Consider the following 17,408-nt stretch of genomic DNA (forward strand, 5'->3'; position numbering starts at 1 on the left):
GCCTCACCATACGGTCTACTGATCTCCGCACTGTACCTGGCGGGGGCGCCTTGTGCGGGGGGTGCCTTTTGCCCGTTGGGCTTTGCTGCTGGTCGGGGGGTTGCCCCGGGGGCGGGGGGCTTGGTGCCGGTGCGCTGCGGGGTGCCCCCGGGGCACGAGAGTCTCCTCGCCGCTTCGCGGCGGGGTCGGCTCTCGGGTGGCCCCGGGCGGGGGGGGAAGCGCGCCTTGCCGGTGCGGGGCGTGAGGGGGCGTACGTGTGTGCCCCGCGCTCAGGGAGCGGCGGGGCACCGGGGAGGAGGGGCGCAGGTCAGCCTGCGCCCGGGAGGGGCGGAGAGGCGTGGGTCAGCCTGCGACGGCCACTGTCGGCTCGCCGGAGGCCACCCCGTCCTTTTCCATCTGCTCGGCGATCTTCATCGCCTCGTCGATGAGGGTCTCCACGATCTTCGACTCGGGGACGGTCTTGATGACCTCGCCCTTGACGAAGATCTGGCCCTTGCCGTTGCCGGAGGCGACGCCGAGGTCGGCCTCTCGGGCCTCGCCCGGGCCGTTCACGACGCAGCCCATGACGGCGACGCGGAGCGGGACCTCCATGCCCTCCAGGCCCGCGGTGACCTCTTCGGCGAGCTTGTAGACGTCGACCTGGGCGCGGCCGCAGGACGGGCAGGAGACGATCTCCAGGCGGCGCTGGCGGAGGTTGAGGGATTCGAGGATCTGGATGCCGACCTTGATCTCCTCGGCGGGGGGCGCGGACAGCGACACCCGGATCGTGTCGCCGATGCCCTCCGACAGCAGCGCGCCGAAGGCGACCGCCGACTTGATGGTGCCCTGGAAGGCGGGGCCGGCCTCGGTCACACCGAGGTGGAGGGGGTAGTCGCACTGGGCGGCGAGCTGACGGTAGGCGTTGACCATGACCACCGGGTCGTTGTGCTTGACCGAGATCTTGATGTCGCGGAAGTCGTGCTCCTCGAAGAGGGACGCCTCCCAGAGGGCCGACTCGACGAGGGCCTCGGGGGTCGCCTTGCCGTACTTCTTCAGCAGGCGGGCATCCAGCGAGCCCGCGTTGACGCCGATGCGGATCGGCGTGCCCGCGTCCTTGGCGGCCCGCGCGATCTCCTTGACCTTGTCGTCGAACTGCTTGATGTTGCCCGGGTTGACGCGGACCGCCGCGCAGCCGGCGTCGATCGCCGCGAAGACGTACTTCGGCTGGAAGTGGATGTCGGCGATCACCGGGATCTGCGACTTACGGGCGATCGTGGCGAGCGCGTCCGCGTCGTCCTGCGTGGGGCAGGCGACGCGCACGATCTGGCAGCCGGAGGCCGTCAGCTCGGCGATCTGCTGCAGCGTGGCGCCGATGTCCGAGGTACGCGTCGTCGTCATGGACTGCACCGAGACCGGGGCGTCGCCGCCCACGGCCACCGTGCCGACCTGGATCTTCCGGCTGACCCTTCGGTCGGCGAGCTTGGTCGGAACGGACGGGATTCCGAGCGATACGGCAGTCATCTGGCGAGCATCCCCAAGGGTGTGGATCACAAGGCGTGGATCACAAGGTGTGAGTCCGGGGCCCGGCATCGACGGGCTCCGGGCTTCGAGATTACGGCACCCTCCCGGGCCCGGGCACATCCCGTCCGGAAGTCCACTCAATGGTGGGCGGCCCGACACATTGGGTGCCGGGCCGCCGCAAACTTCTCGTAATCAGTGAATTCGGCAGGAAATTGTCAGGAGATTCTCACGGGGTTCACCACGTCGGCGATGAGGACCAGGATCGTGAAGCAGATGAAGATCCCCGCCACCACGTAGGCGACTGGCATCAGCTTGGCGACGTCGAAGGGGCCCGGGTCGGGGCGGCGCAGGACCTTCGCCGCGTTGCGGCGCAGGGATTCCCACAGGGCGCCCGCGATGTGCCCGCCGTCGAGCGGGAGCAGCGGCAGCATGTTGAACAGGAAGAGCGAGAGGTTGAAGCCCGCGATGAGGAACAGCATCATCGCGATCTGGTTCTCCGGCGGGATGTCCAGGGTGAACACGTCGCCGCCCACCCGGGCCGCGCCGACCACGCCCATCGGGGAGTCCTGCTTGCGCTCGCCGTCGCTGAACGCCGCGTTCCACAGGTCGGGGACCTTGGACGGCAGGGCGATGATCGACTCGACGCCGTTCTCCATCATGTCGCCCATGCGGTCGACGGAGTCGCCGAAGGACTGCTGCACGATGCCGCTGGCGGGGGTGAAGCCGAGGAAGCCCGCGTAGACGTACTTGCCCTCCACGTAGGCACCGTCGCCGTCGGTCTTGGTGACCTGGTTCTTGATCAGGTTCGCGTGCAGGTCGATCCGCTTGCCGTCGCGCTCGACCGTGATGGTGGCCGGGCCGATGGTCTCGCGGATCTTCGACTGGAGCGCGGACCATTCGTCGACGGGCTGGTTCTGGAACGCGACGATCTTGTCGCCCGGCTTCAGTCCCGCCGCCTTCGCGGGCGCTGCCTTGTCGCCCTTCTCGCACTTGGCGCGGTTCTCGCTCTGCTGGATGACGCAGTCGGAGACCTTGCCGACCTGGGTCGTCTGGCTGCTGATGCCGAACGTCATCATCACGCCGAGGAAGATCGCCACGGCGAGGATCAGGTTCATGAACGGCCCGGCGAACATCACGATCACGCGCTTCCAGGGCTTGCGCGTGTAGAAGAGCCGGGTCTCGTCGCCGGGCTTGAGCTCCTCGAAGGCCGCCGAGCGGGCGTCCTCGATCATGCCGCGCCAGGGGGACGTCGACCGTGCCTCTATGCGGCCGTCGGCGCCCGGCGGGAACATGCCGATCATGCGGATGTAGCCGCCGAGGGGGATGGCCTTGATGCCGTACTCGGTGTCGCCCTTCTTGCGCGAGAACAGGGTCGGGCCGAAGCCGACCATGTACTGCGGCACGCGGATGCCGAACATCTTGGCGGTCGACAGGTGCCCCAGCTCGTGCCAGGCGATCGAGAAGAGCAGCCCGATCACGAAGACGACTATCCCGAGGATCATCATCAAGGTCGTCATGCACGAGCCTCCGCGGTCGTCTTTGCTGCCAGTTCGCGTGCCCGAGCACGCGCCCAGGTCTCCGCTTCGAGGACGTCGGAGACGGTGAGGGAGGTTCCCCCCGAGGGCGTGCCGTGTTCGTCCACGACCCTCGTCACGGTCTCCATGATGCCGTTGAAGGGCAGCGCGCCCTTCAGGAACGCGTCCACGCACTCCTCGTTGGCGGCATTGAACACCGCCGGGGCCGTGCCCGCGAGCTCCCCGACGTGCCGGGCGAGGCCGACCGACGGGAAAGCGTCGTCGTCGAGGGGGAAGAACTCCCAGCTCGACGCCTTGGTCCAGTCGAAGGCGGGCGCCGCGTCCGGCACTCGTTCGGGCCAGCCGATGCCGATGGCGATCGGGCCGCGCATGTCGGGCGGGGTGGCCTGGGCGAGGGTCGAACCGTCGGTGAACTCCACCATGGAGTGCACGTACGACTGGGGGTGGACGACGACCTCGATGCGGTCGAAGGGGATGTCGTAGAGGAGGTGCGCCTCGATGACCTCAAGGCCCTTGTTGACCAGCGTCGCGGAGTTGACCGTGATGACCGGGCCCATGGCCCAGGTGGGGTGCGCCAGCGCGTCCTCGGGGGTGACGTGCGCGAGGTCGGCCTTCGTACGTCCCCGGAAGGGGCCTCCGGAGGCGGTGACGACCAGTTTGCGTACGTCCGCGCGCGTGCCCGCGGCCAGCGCCTGGAAGAGGGCCGCGTGCTCGGAGTCGACCGGGATGATCTGGCCGGGCTTGGCGATCGCCTTCACCAGGGGGCCGCCGACGATGAGGGATTCCTTGTTGGCGAGCGCCAGGGTGCGGCCCGCTTCGAGGGCGGCGAGCGTCGGGGCGAGGCCGATGGAGCCGGTGATGCCGTTGAGCACCGTGTGGCAGTCGGAGGCGGCGAGCTGGGTGGCCGCGTCGGGTCCGGCCAGGATCTCGGGGAGCGGCTCCCCCCCTTCGTACTGCCCCCGGAGGGCTTCGCGCAGCGCCGGTACGGCGTCCTCGCGGGCGACCGCGACGGTCCGCACCCGCAGCTGGCGGGCCTGTTCGGCGAGGAGGCCGACACGGCCGCCGGCGGCGGAGAGCGCCGTGACGCGGAAGCGGTCGGGGTTGCGCAGGACGAGGTCGATGGCCTGGGTGCCGATCGAGCCCGTGGAGCCGAGGATCACGATGTCCCGCGGTCCTGCCCCGTCCGCGCTGGAGACGGGGTCGAAGACGAGATGCGGGTCGGCGAGGGGGGATGGGCTGTCGCTCATCCCCCTATTGTGTCCGCAACCCGCTCCCCGACCGACAGGGCGTGCCCGGTTGGCGCGGATGTGGCGCGGCCGGTCGCCGCTCGTCGGGCGCCGACCGGTGCGCGTGCGGGGGCGGGATGTGCGACGGAGAGCACCGCTTTCCGGCCGCCCTCGACGACGCGTACGCCGTACTGGAGTGGGCGGCCGGACACGCGGCGGAACGCGGCGTCGGCCCGGCGCGGATCACGGTCGGCGGGCACAGCGGCGGCGGGAACCTCGCGGCCGCGCTGACGTTGCGGGCCCGCGCCGTGCCGTCACCCCTCCTTGATCACCCTCCGGACGTCCGGCCGGGGGGTGTCCGGCAGCTTGGTGTCCGCGATCCACGGCCCGTCGCCGGACGGGTCGACCACGCCGGATTCCAGCCAGGTGTACGTCCCCGAGAGGACGCCCTTGACCACCTTGCGGTCCACGTCGTCGGTGTTGGTCCACAGCCGGTCGAAGAGTTCGTCGGTCCTGATGCGGGCCTGCCGGCAGAAGACGTCGGCCAGTTGGTACGCCTCGCGGCCGTGCTCCTCGGTGGTGCGCAGGAGCTCGGCGCGCACGCAGGCCGCGCTCATCGCGAAGAGCTCGGCCCCGATGTCGACGACACGCCCGAGGAAGCCCTGCTTGGTCTCCATCTTCCCCTGCCAGCGGGACATGGCGTAGAAGGTGGAGCGGGCCAGCTTGCGGGCGCCGCGCTCGACGTAGCGCAGGTGGCCGGAGAGGTCGGCGTGGCCCGTCGGGTGGAACTCGGCGTACGAGCGCGGGAGCTGACCGGGTCCTGTGACCAGCTTCGGCAGCCAGCGGGCGTAGAAGCCGCCCGCCCGCGCGCCCGCCCTCGCCTTGTCCGACAGGGTCTTGTCGGGGTCGATGAGGTCGCCCGCGACCTTCAGGTGGGCGTCGACGGCCTCGCGGGCGATCAGCAGGTGCATGATCTCGGTGGAGCCCTCGAAGATGCGGTTGATGCGCAGGTCGCGCAGGACCTGCTCGGCCGGGACGGCGCGTTCGCCGCGGGCCGCGAGGGACTCGGCGGTCTCGAAGCCGCGGCCGCCGCGGATCTGGACGAGCTCGTCGGCCATCAGCCAGGCCATCTCGGAGCCGTACAGCTTGGCGAGGGCGGCCTCGATGCGGATGTCGTTGCGGTCCTCGTCGGCCATCTGCGAGGAGAGGTCGAGGACGGCTTCGAGGGCGAAGGTCGTCGCGGCGATGAAGGAGATCTTCGCGCCGACCGCCTCGTGGAACGCCACGGGCTTGCCCCACTGCTCCCGCGCGGCCGACCACTCGCGGGCGATCTTCAGGCACCACTTCCCCGCGCCGACGCACATCGCGGGCAGCGAGAGCCTGCCGGTGTTGAGGGTGGTGAGGGCGATCTTCAGGCCCGCGCCCTCCTGGCCGATGCGGTTGGCGGCCGGGACGCGGACCTGGTGGAAGCGGGTCACGCCGTTCTCCAGGCCGCGCAGGCCCATGAACGCGTTGCGGTTCTCGACGGTGACGCCCTCGGACGCGGCCTCGACGACGAACGCCGTGATGCCGCCCTTGTGGCCCTCCGACTTCGGCACCCGCGCCATGACGACCAGCAGGTCGGCGACGACGCCGTTGGTGGTCCACAGCTTCACGCCGTCGAGGATGTAGTCGTCGCCGTCGGGCACCGCCAGGGTGGCGAGGCGCGCCGGGTCGGAGCCGACGTCCGGCTCGGTGAGCAGGAACGCGGTGATGTCGGTGCGGGCGCACCGCGGCAGGAAGGCGTCCTTCTGCTCCTGCGTGCCGAAGATCTTCAGGGGCTGCGGCACGCCGATCGACTGGTGCGCGGAGAGCAGCGCGCCGATCGCGGGGTTGGCGGAGCCTGCCAGGGCCAGGGCCTTGTTGTAGTAGACCTGCGTGAGGCCGAGCCCGCCGTACTTCGTGTCGATCTTCATGCCGAGCGCGCCGAGCTCCTTGAGGCCGTTGAGCACCTCGTCGGGGATCTTCGCCTCGCGCTCGATGCGGGCCGAGTCGATCTTCGTCTCGCAGAAGTCGCGCAGCTTGGCCAGGAATTCCTCGCCGCGCTGCGCGTCCTCGTCGGGCGGCATCGGATGCGGGTGGATCAGATCGAGCCGGAAGCGGCCGAGGAAGAGTTCCTTGGCGAAACTGGGCTTGCGCCAGTCCTGCTCACGGGCGGCCTCGGCGACCTGCCGGGCCTCGCGTTCACTCACTGACGGTTTGGGGGTTGGTGCGGACATGAGGAGCTCACCTCGCCGCGAAGTGGGGCCGCCGGGCCGCTCGGCCCGACCGTGCCCGGTCGGTTACTGACTGGTGCTACTGGATCGTTGGTACCCGATTCACCCCGACCCCACCAGTCCTCGCGCGTCGTTCGGCGCATACCGTCGCGTACGACGACGGCCGGAGCCCCCGCACAGTGGGCTCCGGCCGTCGTCTTCGCGGGACGTGGTCCTACAGGGCGAGGCCCGTCAGGACCATGACGCGCTCGTACGTGTAGTCGTCCATCGCGAAGCGGACGCCCTCACGGCCCACGCCGGACTGCTTGACGCCGCCGTACGGCATCTGGTCGGCGCGGTAGGACGGGGCGTCGCCGATGACGACGCCGCCGACCTCCAGGGCGCGGTGGGCGCGGAACGCGGTCTGCAGGTCGTGCGTGAAGACGCCCGCCTGGAGGCCGTACTTGGAGTCGTTGACGGCGGCGAACGCCTCCTCCTCGCCGTTCACCTTCCGGAGCGTGAGGACCGGGCCGAAGACCTCCTCGCAGGCGATCGTCACGTCGGCCGGTACGTCGGCGAGCACGGTCGGGGCGTAGGTGGCGCCGTCGCGCTGGCCGCCGGTGAGCACCTTGGCGCCCGCCTTCGCCGCCTCGTCGACCCAGGACTCCACGCGCTTGGCGGCGTCCTCGTTGACCAGCGGGCCGACCTCGGTGGCCGGGTCGGACGGGTCGCCGGTGACCTGGGCCTCGACGGCCTTGAGCACGCGCGGCACCAGACGGTCGTACACGGACGCGTCCGCGATGACCCGCTGCACGGAGATGCAGGACTGGCCGCCCTGGTAGTTGGAGAACGTCGCGATGCGCGAGGCGGCCCAGTCGAGGTCCTCGTCGGAGGAGTAGTCGGCGAGGACGACGGCCGCGCCGTTGCCGCCGAGCTCCAGGGTGCAGTGCTTGCGCGGCACCGAGTCCATGATCGCGTAGCCGACCTTGTCGGAGCCGGTGAAGGAGATCACCGGCATCCGCTCGTCCTGGACGAGGGCGGGCATCTTGTCGTTGGCGACCGGCAGCACGGACCAGGAGCCCGCGGGCAGCTCGGTCTCGGCGAGCAGCTCGCCGAGGATCAGGCCGGAGAGCGGGGTGGCCGGGGCCGGCTTGAGGATGATCGGCGCGCCGACGGCGATGGCCGGGGCGATCTTGTGCGCGCAGAGGTTCAGCGGGAAGTTGAACGGTGCGATGCCGAGGACGACGCCCTTGGGGAAGCGGCGGGTCAGGGCGAGGCGGCCCTGGCCGCCTGCGTCGGTGTCCAGGCGCTGGGCCTCGCCGCCGTTGAAGCGGCGGGCCTCCTCGGCGGCGAACCGGAAGACGGAGACCGCGCGGCCGACCTCGCCGCGGGCCCACTTGATGGGCTTGCCGTTCTCGGCGGAGATCAGCTGGGCGATCTCCTCGGTGCGCTCGACGAGCCGGCGGCTCACGTGGTCGAGGGCGGCGGCGCGGACGTGGGCCGGGGTCGCGGCGAACTCGTCGCGCACGGCGTACGCGGCGGCGACGGCCTCCTCGACCTGGGCGTCGGTCGGGACGGCGGCCTTGCCGACGAGCCGTCCGTCCCAGGGCGAGGTGACGTCGAGGGTGGTCTCGCCGGTGGTCTGGCGACCGGCGAGCCAGAAGGCGTGGATGGAAGTCATGTCGATTCCCGGCCCTTCCGCGGTGGTGTGTCTGGGGGTACGTCCCTCACCGTAGGGGCAGGGGAAGGCGCTGACGTTTGTCCGACGCGGAGTACTGGCCGGGGGGCCCGCACCGGTTTGTACGGGGTGTCGCCTCTCGTCCGCGGGCACATCGTGGCTGGTCGCGCAGTTCCCCGCGCCCCTGGATAGCGTCCCTTGCCCTCGGCGCATCGCCCTGCCACGTGCCCCGCCCGCTGGGAGCGCCGCGTGCGGGTGCGTCGTGGCTGGTCGCGCAGTTCCCCGCGCCCCTGGGGAGCGTCCCTCGCCGTCGACGGATCGTCCTGCCACGTGCCCCGCCCGCTCGCAGCGCCGCGCGCGGGCGCGGCCTGCTCAGTCTGGGGTTATTGAGGTTGCCTTGAGCGACAGCCACAGCTCCATGCGGACGTCCGGGTCGTCCAGGGAGCGGCCGAGGATCTCCTCGACTCTGCGCATGCGGTAGCGCAGGGTGTGGCGGTGGACGCCGAGGTCGGCTGCCGCCGCGTCCCACTGGCCGTGGCGGGAGAGCCACGCCCGGAGGGAGGCGACGAGGTCGCCGCGGCCGGTCGCGTCGTGCTCGTGCAGCGCCCGCAGCAGGCCGTCCGCGAAGGCCCGCACCGCGTCGTCCGCGAGGAGGGGAAGGACTGACCCCGCGGCCAGTTCCTCGTGCTCGACGAGGGTGCGGCCGCGCCGCCGCGCGACGGAGAGCGCCTGCTCGGACTGCTTGTAGGCGGTGGCGGCGGCGATCGGGCCTGCCGGTGCGGAGAGGCCCATCACCAGCTCGGCCTCCTCGCCGGAAGCGCCGGAAGCCGCGGCCTCGCGCCCCGCGGCGCCCCGGCCCGCCTCCAGCGCCGCCGCGTACTCCGCGCAGGCCCGCGCTCCCGCGCCGCCGTCCCGCACGAGCAGCACGAGCCGTTCCCCGTACGGGACGACGAGCAGCGCCTCGCCGGAGCGCGCGGCCGCGGCCTCGACGACGTCGACGAGCCCGGCGAGCTGGTCGCCGCCGCCCGAGGCGTCGGCCACCGCGGCGAGCACGGCGGCGGAGGCGGTGCCAGGGGCGGCGTCCGGGGCGCCGCCGCCCTCGCCGGTGTCCGCGGCGCCCGCCCGCACCCGGGCCGCCGACGCGGACGCCACCTCCGCGACGACGAGGCGGAACGGCGCGTCCAGGAGCCCGCCGTACAGATCGCCCGCGACGGTCCGCGCGTGGTCGGGCTCCCCGGCGAGCAGCATGCGCAGCACGGCCGCACCGATGCGCTGCTCGGCGGCGTGCAGCGACCGGGACCGTTCCGTGGTGAGGGTGAGCAGCGCGATGGCGGAGTGCACCGCGTACCGCTCGGCGGTGCCGAGGGTCGACGCCGTGCCGACGGCGAGCGCGGCGCGCGGCCTGCGTCCCGTGCCGAGCGAGTGGAGCTCGATGCGGTCCTCGGCGCCCGCGACGACGGAGCTGGCGGGCGCCGGGCGCTCCCGCAGGCGTTCGACGTCGGCGGTGAGCCGGGCGGCGCGGCGCGCGGCCCACTCGGGTGCGGCGGCGACGACGGCGCCGGACGCGTCGTACAGCGCGGCCCATCCGTCGACCTGCCCGGCGAGCGAGAGGAGCAGCCCTTCGGGGCCGTCGCTGAGGGCCTGCCTGGTCAGCTCGCGCTGGGCGGCGAAGCCCGCCGTCACGGCCTGGTACTGCTCGGCGGCGATGGCCGCGGAGACGGCCTTGCTGATGGCGAGGAAGGGGGTGCGCCGCGGCACCTCGATGAGCGGGAGCCCCGCGTCGGTCGCGGCGTCGACGAGGGCCTTGGGGATGTCGGGGTAGTGCACGCCGACGGCGAAGCCGAGGCCGACGACGCCCGCGCCGGCGAGCCGCTTCACGTAGCGCCGCATGGCCTCCGGGTCCTCCGCGTCCAGCTTCAGCGCGGTGATCAGGAGGAGTTCGCCGCCCTCCATATAGGGGACCGGGTCGGCGAGTTCGCTGGCGTGCGCCCAGCGGACGGGGGCGTCCAGGCGTTCCTCGCCCGCACGCACGGTCAGCTTGAGCGCGGAGTGGTGGACGAGCGAGGCGAGCGTGGGCGGCATGGGACCTTCAGGTCTGCGGCAGGGATGTGGATCTTTTGGCCGGTCCGTATGAACGACCTGTGTCGATTCTGCCTCACTGTACGGTGCGGTCGAGACCGAACACTTCGTACGCGCAGGTCCGCGGGGGTCGCCGGTGCCGGAGTCCCCGGGTGCCCCGTCCAGGCCCTTTCAGGCCCGCTCCGCACGGGCTCGGGGCACCCTTCCCACCGCCTCAGGACCGCAGGTCCACCAGGAGCGGAGGCGCGTACTCACCGCGTACGTCGGTCAGTGAGAGCACCGCGTGTCCCGCTGGCACCCCGTGTGCCAGCTCGGACGCCGACCAGCGCTCGCGCTCGACCTGACGGACGGTGACGGCGTCCCTCGTCACCGCCTTGCCGGTCACCAGTTTGCGCAGGGCGTGCAGCGCGCGGGTCATCGGCTGGTCCGCGAAGACCGCGTGCTCGGCGACCTCGCGCGTCTCGACCCACTGCTTGCCCCAGGCCTCCGCAAAGCGTCTACCGTCCCAGGTCGAGACGCCCGAGAACGCCATACGGCAACCGACGGTCGCGTACAGCGGCCCCTGCAGCGCCTCCGGTACGTCACTCACGGTGCGCAGTGCGAGGACCACTCCCGCGTTCGCCGACCGCAGGCGCTGGATGCCGCGGATCGTCTCGTTGGTCACGGTGCGGGTGGCGTCGTCGAGGACGAGGCAGATGAAGTGCGCGCGGTCGTCGCGGGTGTGCGCCACGGCGTTGAACTGGGCGAGGAGGAGGCGGGCGATCAGCCGGGACGCCTCCGCGTGGCCCCGCTCGGGCAGGTCGACGCGGACCCGCATGGGGTGGTGCACGACGGCGCGCAGCGAGAAGGGGCTTTCGGTGCCCGCGCCGAAGAACCCGGCGAACGCGGGCCGGTCCAGGAGGGCGAGCCGGTCGGCGAGGGCCGGGCCCGGGTCGGCGGGGCTGCCCTGCTGGCGGACGCGCGCGTCGAGTTCGCGCCGCATCACGGCGTGGTCGTCGGCGGCGAGGGCGGTGCGCAGCTCCGACACCGCCGAGGGCACGCCTTCGAGCAGCTCGCGCAGCACGGACACGGAGGGGAAGCGGCCGTACGCGGTCCAGTAGGGGCCGAGCACCTGGGCCAGCGTCGTGGCAGCCCGTCGGCTGTCCACCGTTCCGAGGTCGCCGACGAGTCCTTCGGCCAGGAAGGACGCGGCCTCGTCGGGGTCCGTGGCGCCGGCGTAGAGGTCGAGGTCGTGCGTCGATGAGGGGTCGCCGAGCTTGACGACGACGTCGTACCCGTCGTCGGCGCCGAGCGGCGCGCCCGCGGGGCCGGCCACGACGACCGCGCAGCGGCCGGTGAGTGCCTGCAGGGCCAGGGACTCGACCACGGGCCTGACGAGGCGTTCGGTCTTGCCCGCCCCGGACGGGCCGACCGCCAGGAGCGAGGTGCCGAGCACCGCCGTCTCCAGGGCGATGCCCGCGCCGCGGCTCGCCCACGGGTTGCGGTCCTCGGGCACGCACCGGCCGATGCGCACCTGCCCGACGAGCAGGTCGTGGGGCGCGGTGCGCGACGGGAGGTCCCGGGCCCCGGAAGGGTGCGTCCAGGCGGCCGCGCCCTTCCGCAGCACGGTTTCGGTGAAGGAGGTGAGCAGCGCGGGGTTCCGCTGCGCGTCGCGCCAGGCGCGGCGCACCCGGACGCAGTCGACGTCGTTCATCCGGCCGGCGAGGACCTCGGCGGAGAGCACGTCGGCCGCCCGGTCCTGTCCGGCCCCGCGCAGCTCCGGCCACTGGGAGCGGGGCGCCACCGGGGCGGGCCCCGCCGGGCGGGGCGGCAGCTGCGGGTTCCGCTTCGGCCGGGCCGACCAGTCGCGCACGACGCCCCACCAGTCCCCGAGCCGAGCGAAGGGCCAGAGGACCGCCGCGGTGATCACCGCGTACAGCCCGTAGGTGACGCTCTCGGCCTCGAAGACCTCGTAGCCGCCGGTGCAGAGCGCGGTCAGGGACATCACGGGGGTGGCGATGGGCAGCGCGTCCCAGGAGACGCCGGGAAAGGCGTCGGGCCAGACGAACATCAGCACGATCAGGGCGCCGAGCGCCGAGCGGATCAGCCGGACGGGCTGTTCCCTGCGGGCGATGACGTGCTTGAACGCCTCGCTCCAGTTGCCGAGCCGGCCGATGCCGTAGACCACGAGGCCGAAGAAGACCCCGTCGACGACCGTCAGGTATTCGTCGCCCTGCCAGTGCTGTTCCTTCGGGTGGAGGGTCCCCGCGTAGAACCACTCGTCCGGGATGAACAGCTTGATGAGCGTCGCCTGGTACGGGAGGGCCCCGCGCCGCCACACGGACCAGACGAACAGGCCGAGGAGCAGCGAGATCAGCAGACCGGCCACCAGGGCCCGGTCCATGCGCCGGCCGTCCTGTCCTTCCGGGGGCGGCGGGACGTGCCGGAACCGCCAGATGCCGAGGGCGGCCTTCGGGCGCGGCGCGCTCAGCCAGTCGGCGATGTCCGAGAGGTGCGAGGGCGGCCGGCGCGGCACCGGCGGCTGGACCGGGGCCGGTGGCTGGGCCGGGGCCGGTGGCTGGCCGGGTGCCGGCGCCTGGACCGGGGCCGGTGGCAGTGTCGGCGGCTCGGCCGGTGGGCCCACGGGCAGGCGCGGCGGGCTCTCCGCCGGGCGCGGCACGGGAGTGGCATGCGTGCCCCGCGCGTCCTGCGTGCCGTCGGAATCCATGATTCTTGCCCCCTGGCCTGCCGCTCTCCTGGTTCGCGGGCCAATCTAGTGCCCGTACAAGGGGAGTTCATCGGATACGCGCCCGGGATCGCGGGGAACGCGGCAGCTCACGGCGGGCCATGGGCGGCGCGGGACGGAACCGCCGCTATGTCCCCCACGGGCGACCGCCTATGTCCACCGCGGACAACCGCCGCGCCGAACGACTCCCGTGTGGAGCATGCCCGCCCCCTGGCGCCGCCCCTAACCTGCGAAGAAAGCAGTAGAGCGTCCGTAACGTCGCCCCACCCCCGTCAGCAACAGGAGCCCCTCATGACTGCCCTTCCGCAGGAGCGCCGCGTCGTCACCGCCATTCCCGGCCCGAAGTCGCAGGAGCTGCAGGCCCGCCGTACCGCCGTGGTCGCCGGTGGCGTGGGCTCCGTACTGCCCGTCTTCGCCGCGCGCGCGGGCGGCGGCATCATCGAGGACGTCGACGGCAACCGTCTGATCGACTTCGGCTCCGGCATCGCCGTGACGTCCGTGGGCGCCTCCGCCGAGGCCGTCGTGCGCCGGGCCTCCGCGCAGCTGGCGGACTTCACCCACACCTGTTTCATGGTCACGCCGTACGAGGGCTACGTCGCCGTCGCCGAGGCGCTCGCGGAGCTCACGCCGGGTGACCACGAGAAGAAGTCGGCACTGTTCAACTCCGGCGCCGAGGCCGTCGAGAACGCCGTCAAGATCGCCCGTGCGCACACCAAGCGCCAGGCCGTCGTCGTCTTCGACCACGGCTACCACGGCCGCACCAACCTCACGATGGCGCTGACCGCCAAGAACATGCCGTACAAGCACGGCTTCGGCCCGTTCGCCCCCGAGGTCTACCGCGTCCCGGTCGCCTACGGCTACCGCTGGCCGACCGGTGCCGAGAACGCAGGACCCGAGGCCGCCAAGCAGGCCATCGACATGATCAACAAGCAGGTCGGCGCCGACAACGTCGCCGCGATCATCATCGAGCCGGTGCTCGGCGAGGGCGGCTTCATCGAGCCCGCGAAGGGCTTCCTGCCCGAGATCGTGAAGTTCGCCAACGACAACGGCATCGTCTTCGTGGCCGACGAGATCCAGTCCGGCTTCTGCCGCACCGGCCAGTGGTTCGCCTGCGAGGACGAGGGCATCGTCCCCGACCTGATCACCACCGCCAAGGGCATCGCGGGCGGTCTGCCGCTCGCCGCCGTCACGGGCCGCGCCGAGATCATGGACGCCCCGCACGCGGGCGGCCTCGGCGGCACCTACGGCGGTAACCCGGTGGCCTGCGCCGGTGCGCTCGGCGCCATCGAGACGATGAAGGAGCTCGACCTCAACGCCAAGGCGAAGAACATCGAGTCGGTCATGAAGGCCCGGCTGTCCGCCATGGCCGAGAAGTTCGACATCATCGGCGACATCCGCGGCCGCGGCGCGATGATCGCCATCGAGCTCGTCAAGGACCGTACGACCAAGGAGCCGAACCCCGAGGCGACCGCCGCCCTGGCCAAGGCCTGTCACGCCGAGGGCCTGCTCGTCCTCACCTGCGGCACGTACGGCAACGTCCTGCGCTTCCTGCCGCCGCTGGTCATCGGCGACGACCTGCTGAACGAGGGCCTGGACATCATCGAGGGCGCGTTCGCCCGCGTCTGAGCGTCCCGGTACGCGGCGTCACCTTCGGGCCCCGACCGTCGGGGCGTGTGAAGAAGGTGTGCGGGCCCCATGACGGGTTGCCGAACCGTCTGTCGGCCCGCAATCGCCTGCCGTACGGTTTCTGCAGTTGAGAGAGACACCCGCCCACAGGGGACTGTGGGCGGCACCACGGTGGAGCCTCCCCAGCCCCGCCCTGGTCGTGCCCAGCGCACACTGCCGGAGCCTCTGGCTCCGGAACTCCTCACCGATCGGACGGCCGCTCGCCCCAAACCCCCCGGGGCGCGCGGTCCACCGATCCGGTGGGCCGCCCCGGAGACTCCCCCCGACGGGCCCGCGCGAGCAGGCCCCCTCGGACCTTCCGGCCCGGCCGACCGACCGAAGGGCCGGCGCGCTCCCCCCCTGCGCCGGCCCTTCGGCATGTCTCCTGCGAGGCTGTGCTCCATGCACGCACCATCCGTCCCGCGGCGGACGGCCCTCTCGCTCTCCCTGTGCGCTCTGCTCTTCGCGCTCCTCACCTGGCCGGTGGCCGTCGGCGGGCCGGTGCGCCGCGCCGACGAGCGGGCCGCACGTGCCCTCGCCGACAGTCACTTCCCCGGCCGCGCGGCGGAGTTCCTCGCCGACCTCGGCAACGTCACGGTCGCCGTGCCGGTCCTCGCCGCCGTCCTCGCGTACACCGCCTGGCGCGGCCACCGTGCCGGTACGTTCCGCTGGTGGCTGCCCGCCGTGGCCGCCGCCGTCGCCATGGCCGCGGTCCCCGCGCTCGTCGCCCCGCTCAAGGCGGTGATCGACCGCCCGGGACCGCCCGGCACGGACGGCCACGGCGGCTACTTCCCCTCGGGCCACACGGCGACGGCCGCGGTCGCCTACGGGGCGGCGGCGCTGCTTCTGCTGCCGCTCCTGCGTGGCGCGTACGGCCGTCGCGAACTGGTCATCGGGTGCGTGCTGCTGAACGTCGGGGTCGGGTTCGGCCTGGTGCGGCGGGGTTACCACTGGCCGCTGGACGTGGTGGCGAGCTGGTGCCTGTCCGCGCTGCTGCTGCAGGCGATGGCGCTGGTGATCAGCCGAAGTACGCGTCGAAGTTCTTCGAGAACTCCCAGTTGCCGAAGCGGTCCCAATTGATGGACCACGTCATCAGGCCGCGCAGCTCCGGCCAGGTGCCGTGGGGCCTGTACGAGCCGCAGTCGCTGCCCTTGGTCAGGCAGTTCAGGGCCTTGTCGACCTCGCCGGTGGACACGTGGCCGTTGCCCGCGTGGACGGAGGCGGGCATGCCGATGGCGACCTTCCCGGGCGGCAGGGGCGGGAAGACGTTGTTCTTGTCGCCTGCCACGGGGAAGCCGGTGAGCAGCATGTCGGTCATGGCGACGTGGAAGTCCGCGCCGCCCATGAAGTGGTACTGGTTGTCCAGGCCCATGATCGGCCCGGAGTTGTAGTCCTGGACGTGCAGCAGCGTGAGGTCGTCGCGCAGGGCGTGGATGACCGGGAGATAGGCGCCCGCGCGCGGGTCCTGGCCGCCCCACTTGCCGGTGCCGTAGAACTGGTACCCGAGCTGCACGAAGAAGGTCTCGGGCGCCATGGTGAGCGTGAAGCCGCTGCCGTACTTCGCCTTGAGGGTCTTCACCGCCGAGATCAGATGGACGATCGCGGGGGTCTTCGGGTTCTTGAAGTCCGTGTCGGCGGCGTCGAGGGAGAGCGAGTGGCCCTCGAAGTCGATGTCCAGGCCGTCGAGTCCGTACTCGTCGATGATCGCTGAGACGGAGGAGACGAAGGCGGAGCGGGCCTGCGCGGTCTTGAGCTGCACCTGGCCGTTCTGGCCGCCGATGGAGATCAGGACCTTCTTGCCCGCGGCCTGCTTCGCCCTGATCGCGGCCTTGAACTCCTCCTTGGTCTCGACGTTCGGGCACTCGGCCTTGGGGCAGAGGCTGAAGCGGATGTCGCCCGAGGTCGCCGAGGTGGGTTCGCCGAAGGCGAGGTCGATGATGTCCCAGCTGTCGGGGGTGTCCGCGAGCCGGGTGTAGCCGGAGCCGTTGGCGAAGCTGGTGTGCAGGTAGCCGACGAGGGTGTGGTCGGCGGCGGCCCGGTGTTCGGGGGACGCGGTCGCGTGGGTGGCGAGCGGGCCGGACGCGGCGAGCGCGCAGGCCGCGACGGCCGCCGCGGCGAGGCGTCTCATGCGGCTTGTCCGGCCGGTCCGGGGCAGCGGAGAGCGATCCACAACTTCCTCCAGGGATGGGGGGATTGGAGGGCGGGTCGCGGACAACTTGGTCCAGACCAATTGAGTTGTCAAGGGTTCCGGCAGCTCACTCCCCCTGCCGCTCGTCCCGCGCCAGGCCCGCGGCCGCCTCGTGCATCGCCAGTTCGAGCACCGCCGGGTCCGTCAGCGTGCCGGAGCCGTCCGGCGCGACCAGCCAGCGGACGCCGCCCGCGGCCCGGCCCGGGTAGGGCACGACGATCCAGGTGCCGCGGCCCGCGCCGCGCACCCCCGTGCCGAGCCAGCGCGAGACCGTGCCCGCCGGCACGAAGAACCCCATGCGTTCGTCGCCGAAGTCGGCGAGCACGGGGCCGGGACGGTCGACGCAGCGGGTCAGCACGTCGAGTGTGGGATAGCCGAGGCCGCCGGGGAGGATCAGCACGTCCCAGCGCCGCCCGGCGGGCAGGAGCGCGACCCCGAGCGGATTGCGCTCCCAGTCCCAGCGGCAGGCCTCCGGATTCGGTGCCACCGACACCAGCCACTCGACCGCCGACTTCGCTCCCGAACCACCCGAGCCAGTCATACCGGACCTTCCTTTCCTGTGCGACAACGGTGCGCGT

11 protein-coding genes and 1 pseudogene are annotated in these 17,408 nt (G+C 72.1%); 3 read left to right on the plus strand and 9 right to left on the minus strand.

Annotated elements, in window-relative coordinates:
* Window positions 1-342 precede the first annotated feature (342 nt).
* The 3 genes from ispG to dxr form a co-directional block, all read right to left on the minus strand.
* Window positions 343-1,500, minus strand: a complete 1,158-nt coding sequence (ispG, locus tag AB0H82_RS18975) for a flavodoxin-dependent (E)-4-hydroxy-3-methylbut-2-enyl-diphosphate synthase (protein ID WP_362994111.1) — start codon at window positions 1,498-1,500, stop codon at window positions 343-345.
* Between the two features lie 215 nt (window positions 1,501-1,715).
* Window positions 1,716-3,017, minus strand: a complete 1,302-nt coding sequence (locus tag AB0H82_RS18980; RefSeq protein WP_362994113.1) for a site-2 protease family protein — start codon at window positions 3,015-3,017, stop codon at window positions 1,716-1,718.
* Window positions 3,014-4,282 carry a 1-deoxy-D-xylulose-5-phosphate reductoisomerase gene (gene dxr, locus AB0H82_RS18985; protein WP_362994115.1) on the minus strand — a complete coding sequence of 423 codons (1,269 nt, stop codon included), beginning with the start codon at window positions 4,280-4,282 and terminating at the stop codon, window positions 3,014-3,016. The genes AB0H82_RS18980 and dxr overlap by 4 nt, the downstream gene beginning before the upstream one ends.
* Window positions 4,283-4,410: 128 nt before the next feature.
* Here dxr and AB0H82_RS18990 point away from each other — a divergent pair.
* Window positions 4,411-4,566: pseudogene (locus AB0H82_RS18990) on the plus strand (alpha/beta hydrolase fold domain-containing protein); the annotation flags it as partial.
* 9 nt (window positions 4,567-4,575) lie between these two features.
* On the opposite strand, the gene AB0H82_RS18995 reads toward AB0H82_RS18990, so the two are convergent.
* From AB0H82_RS18995 to AB0H82_RS19010, 4 genes are all read right to left on the minus strand, one after another.
* Window positions 4,576-6,519, minus strand: coding sequence for an acyl-CoA dehydrogenase family protein (locus AB0H82_RS18995; RefSeq protein ID WP_362994117.1), 1,944 nt, complete (start codon window positions 6,517-6,519; stop codon window positions 4,576-4,578).
* 211 nt (window positions 6,520-6,730) lie between these two features.
* The gene (locus AB0H82_RS19000; RefSeq protein WP_362994119.1) at window positions 6,731-8,176 is read right to left on the minus strand and encodes an aldehyde dehydrogenase family protein; all 1,446 of its coding nucleotides are present in this window, start codon (window positions 8,174-8,176) and stop codon (window positions 6,731-6,733) included.
* Between the two features lie 369 nt (window positions 8,177-8,545).
* Window positions 8,546-10,255: a PucR family transcriptional regulator gene (locus AB0H82_RS19005; RefSeq protein ID WP_362994121.1), complete on the minus strand. Its 1,710-nt coding sequence runs from the start codon at window positions 10,253-10,255 to the stop codon at window positions 8,546-8,548.
* A gap of 211 nt (window positions 10,256-10,466) precedes the next feature.
* Window positions 10,467-12,959, minus strand: coding sequence for an ATP/GTP-binding protein (locus AB0H82_RS19010; RefSeq protein ID WP_362994123.1), 2,493 nt, complete (start codon window positions 12,957-12,959; stop codon window positions 10,467-10,469).
* 309 nt (window positions 12,960-13,268) lie between these two features.
* Here AB0H82_RS19010 and gabT point away from each other — a divergent pair, with 309 nt between their 5' ends.
* Window positions 13,269-14,603 (plus strand): 4-aminobutyrate--2-oxoglutarate transaminase, encoded by a 1,335-nt coding sequence (gene gabT, locus AB0H82_RS19015; RefSeq protein WP_362994125.1) that lies wholly within the window; start codon window positions 13,269-13,271, stop codon window positions 14,601-14,603.
* Window positions 14,604-15,044: 441 nt separating this feature from the next.
* On the plus strand, window positions 15,045-15,722 hold the full coding sequence (locus tag AB0H82_RS19020) for a phosphatase PAP2 family protein (protein WP_362994127.1): 678 nt from the start codon (window positions 15,045-15,047) through the stop codon (window positions 15,720-15,722).
* On the opposite strand, the gene AB0H82_RS19025 is transcribed toward AB0H82_RS19020, so the two are convergent.
* Together AB0H82_RS19025 and AB0H82_RS19030 are read right to left on the minus strand one after the other, a co-directional pair.
* On the minus strand, window positions 15,661-16,770 hold the full coding sequence (locus AB0H82_RS19025) for a chitinase (RefSeq protein WP_362994129.1): 1,110 nt from the start codon (window positions 16,768-16,770) through the stop codon (window positions 15,661-15,663). The two genes, AB0H82_RS19020 and AB0H82_RS19025, sit on opposite strands and share 62 nt — an antisense overlap.
* A gap of 127 nt (window positions 16,771-16,897) precedes the next feature.
* Complete coding sequence (locus AB0H82_RS19030; RefSeq protein ID WP_362994131.1) at window positions 16,898-17,371, minus strand: hypothetical protein; 474 nt, start codon at window positions 17,369-17,371, stop codon at window positions 16,898-16,900.
* Between the last annotated feature and the right edge of the window lie 37 nt (window positions 17,372-17,408).

Source organism: Streptomyces sp. NPDC050732, from assembly GCF_040654255.1.
Lineage (GTDB): Bacteria > Actinomycetota > Actinomycetes > Streptomycetales > Streptomycetaceae > Streptomyces.

Coding starts and splice junctions, on each gene's coding strand:
- AB0H82_RS19020 (WP_362994127.1), top strand. CDS start 15,045: ATGCACGCACCATCCGTCCCGCGGCGGACGGCCCTCTCGCTCTCCCTG.
- dxr (WP_362994115.1), bottom strand. CDS start 4,282: ATGAGCGACAGCCCATCCCCCCTCGCCGACCCGCATCTCGTCTTCGAC.
- ispG (WP_362994111.1), bottom strand. CDS start 1,500: ATGACTGCCGTATCGCTCGGAATCCCGTCCGTTCCGACCAAGCTCGCC.
- AB0H82_RS19030 (WP_362994131.1), bottom strand. CDS start 17,371: ATGACTGGCTCGGGTGGTTCGGGAGCGAAGTCGGCGGTCGAGTGGCTG.
- AB0H82_RS18980 (WP_362994113.1), bottom strand. CDS start 3,017: ATGACGACCTTGATGATGATCCTCGGGATAGTCGTCTTCGTGATCGGG.
- AB0H82_RS18995 (WP_362994117.1), bottom strand. CDS start 6,519: ATGTCCGCACCAACCCCCAAACCGTCAGTGAGTGAACGCGAGGCCCGG.
- AB0H82_RS19025 (WP_362994129.1), bottom strand. CDS start 16,770: ATGAGACGCCTCGCCGCGGCGGCCGTCGCGGCCTGCGCGCTCGCCGCG.
- AB0H82_RS19010 (WP_362994123.1), bottom strand. CDS start 12,959: ATGGATTCCGACGGCACGCAGGACGCGCGGGGCACGCATGCCACTCCC.
- gabT (WP_362994125.1), top strand. CDS start 13,269: ATGACTGCCCTTCCGCAGGAGCGCCGCGTCGTCACCGCCATTCCCGGC.
- AB0H82_RS19005 (WP_362994121.1), bottom strand. CDS start 10,255: ATGCCGCCCACGCTCGCCTCGCTCGTCCACCACTCCGCGCTCAAGCTG.
- AB0H82_RS19000 (WP_362994119.1), bottom strand. CDS start 8,176: ATGACTTCCATCCACGCCTTCTGGCTCGCCGGTCGCCAGACCACCGGC.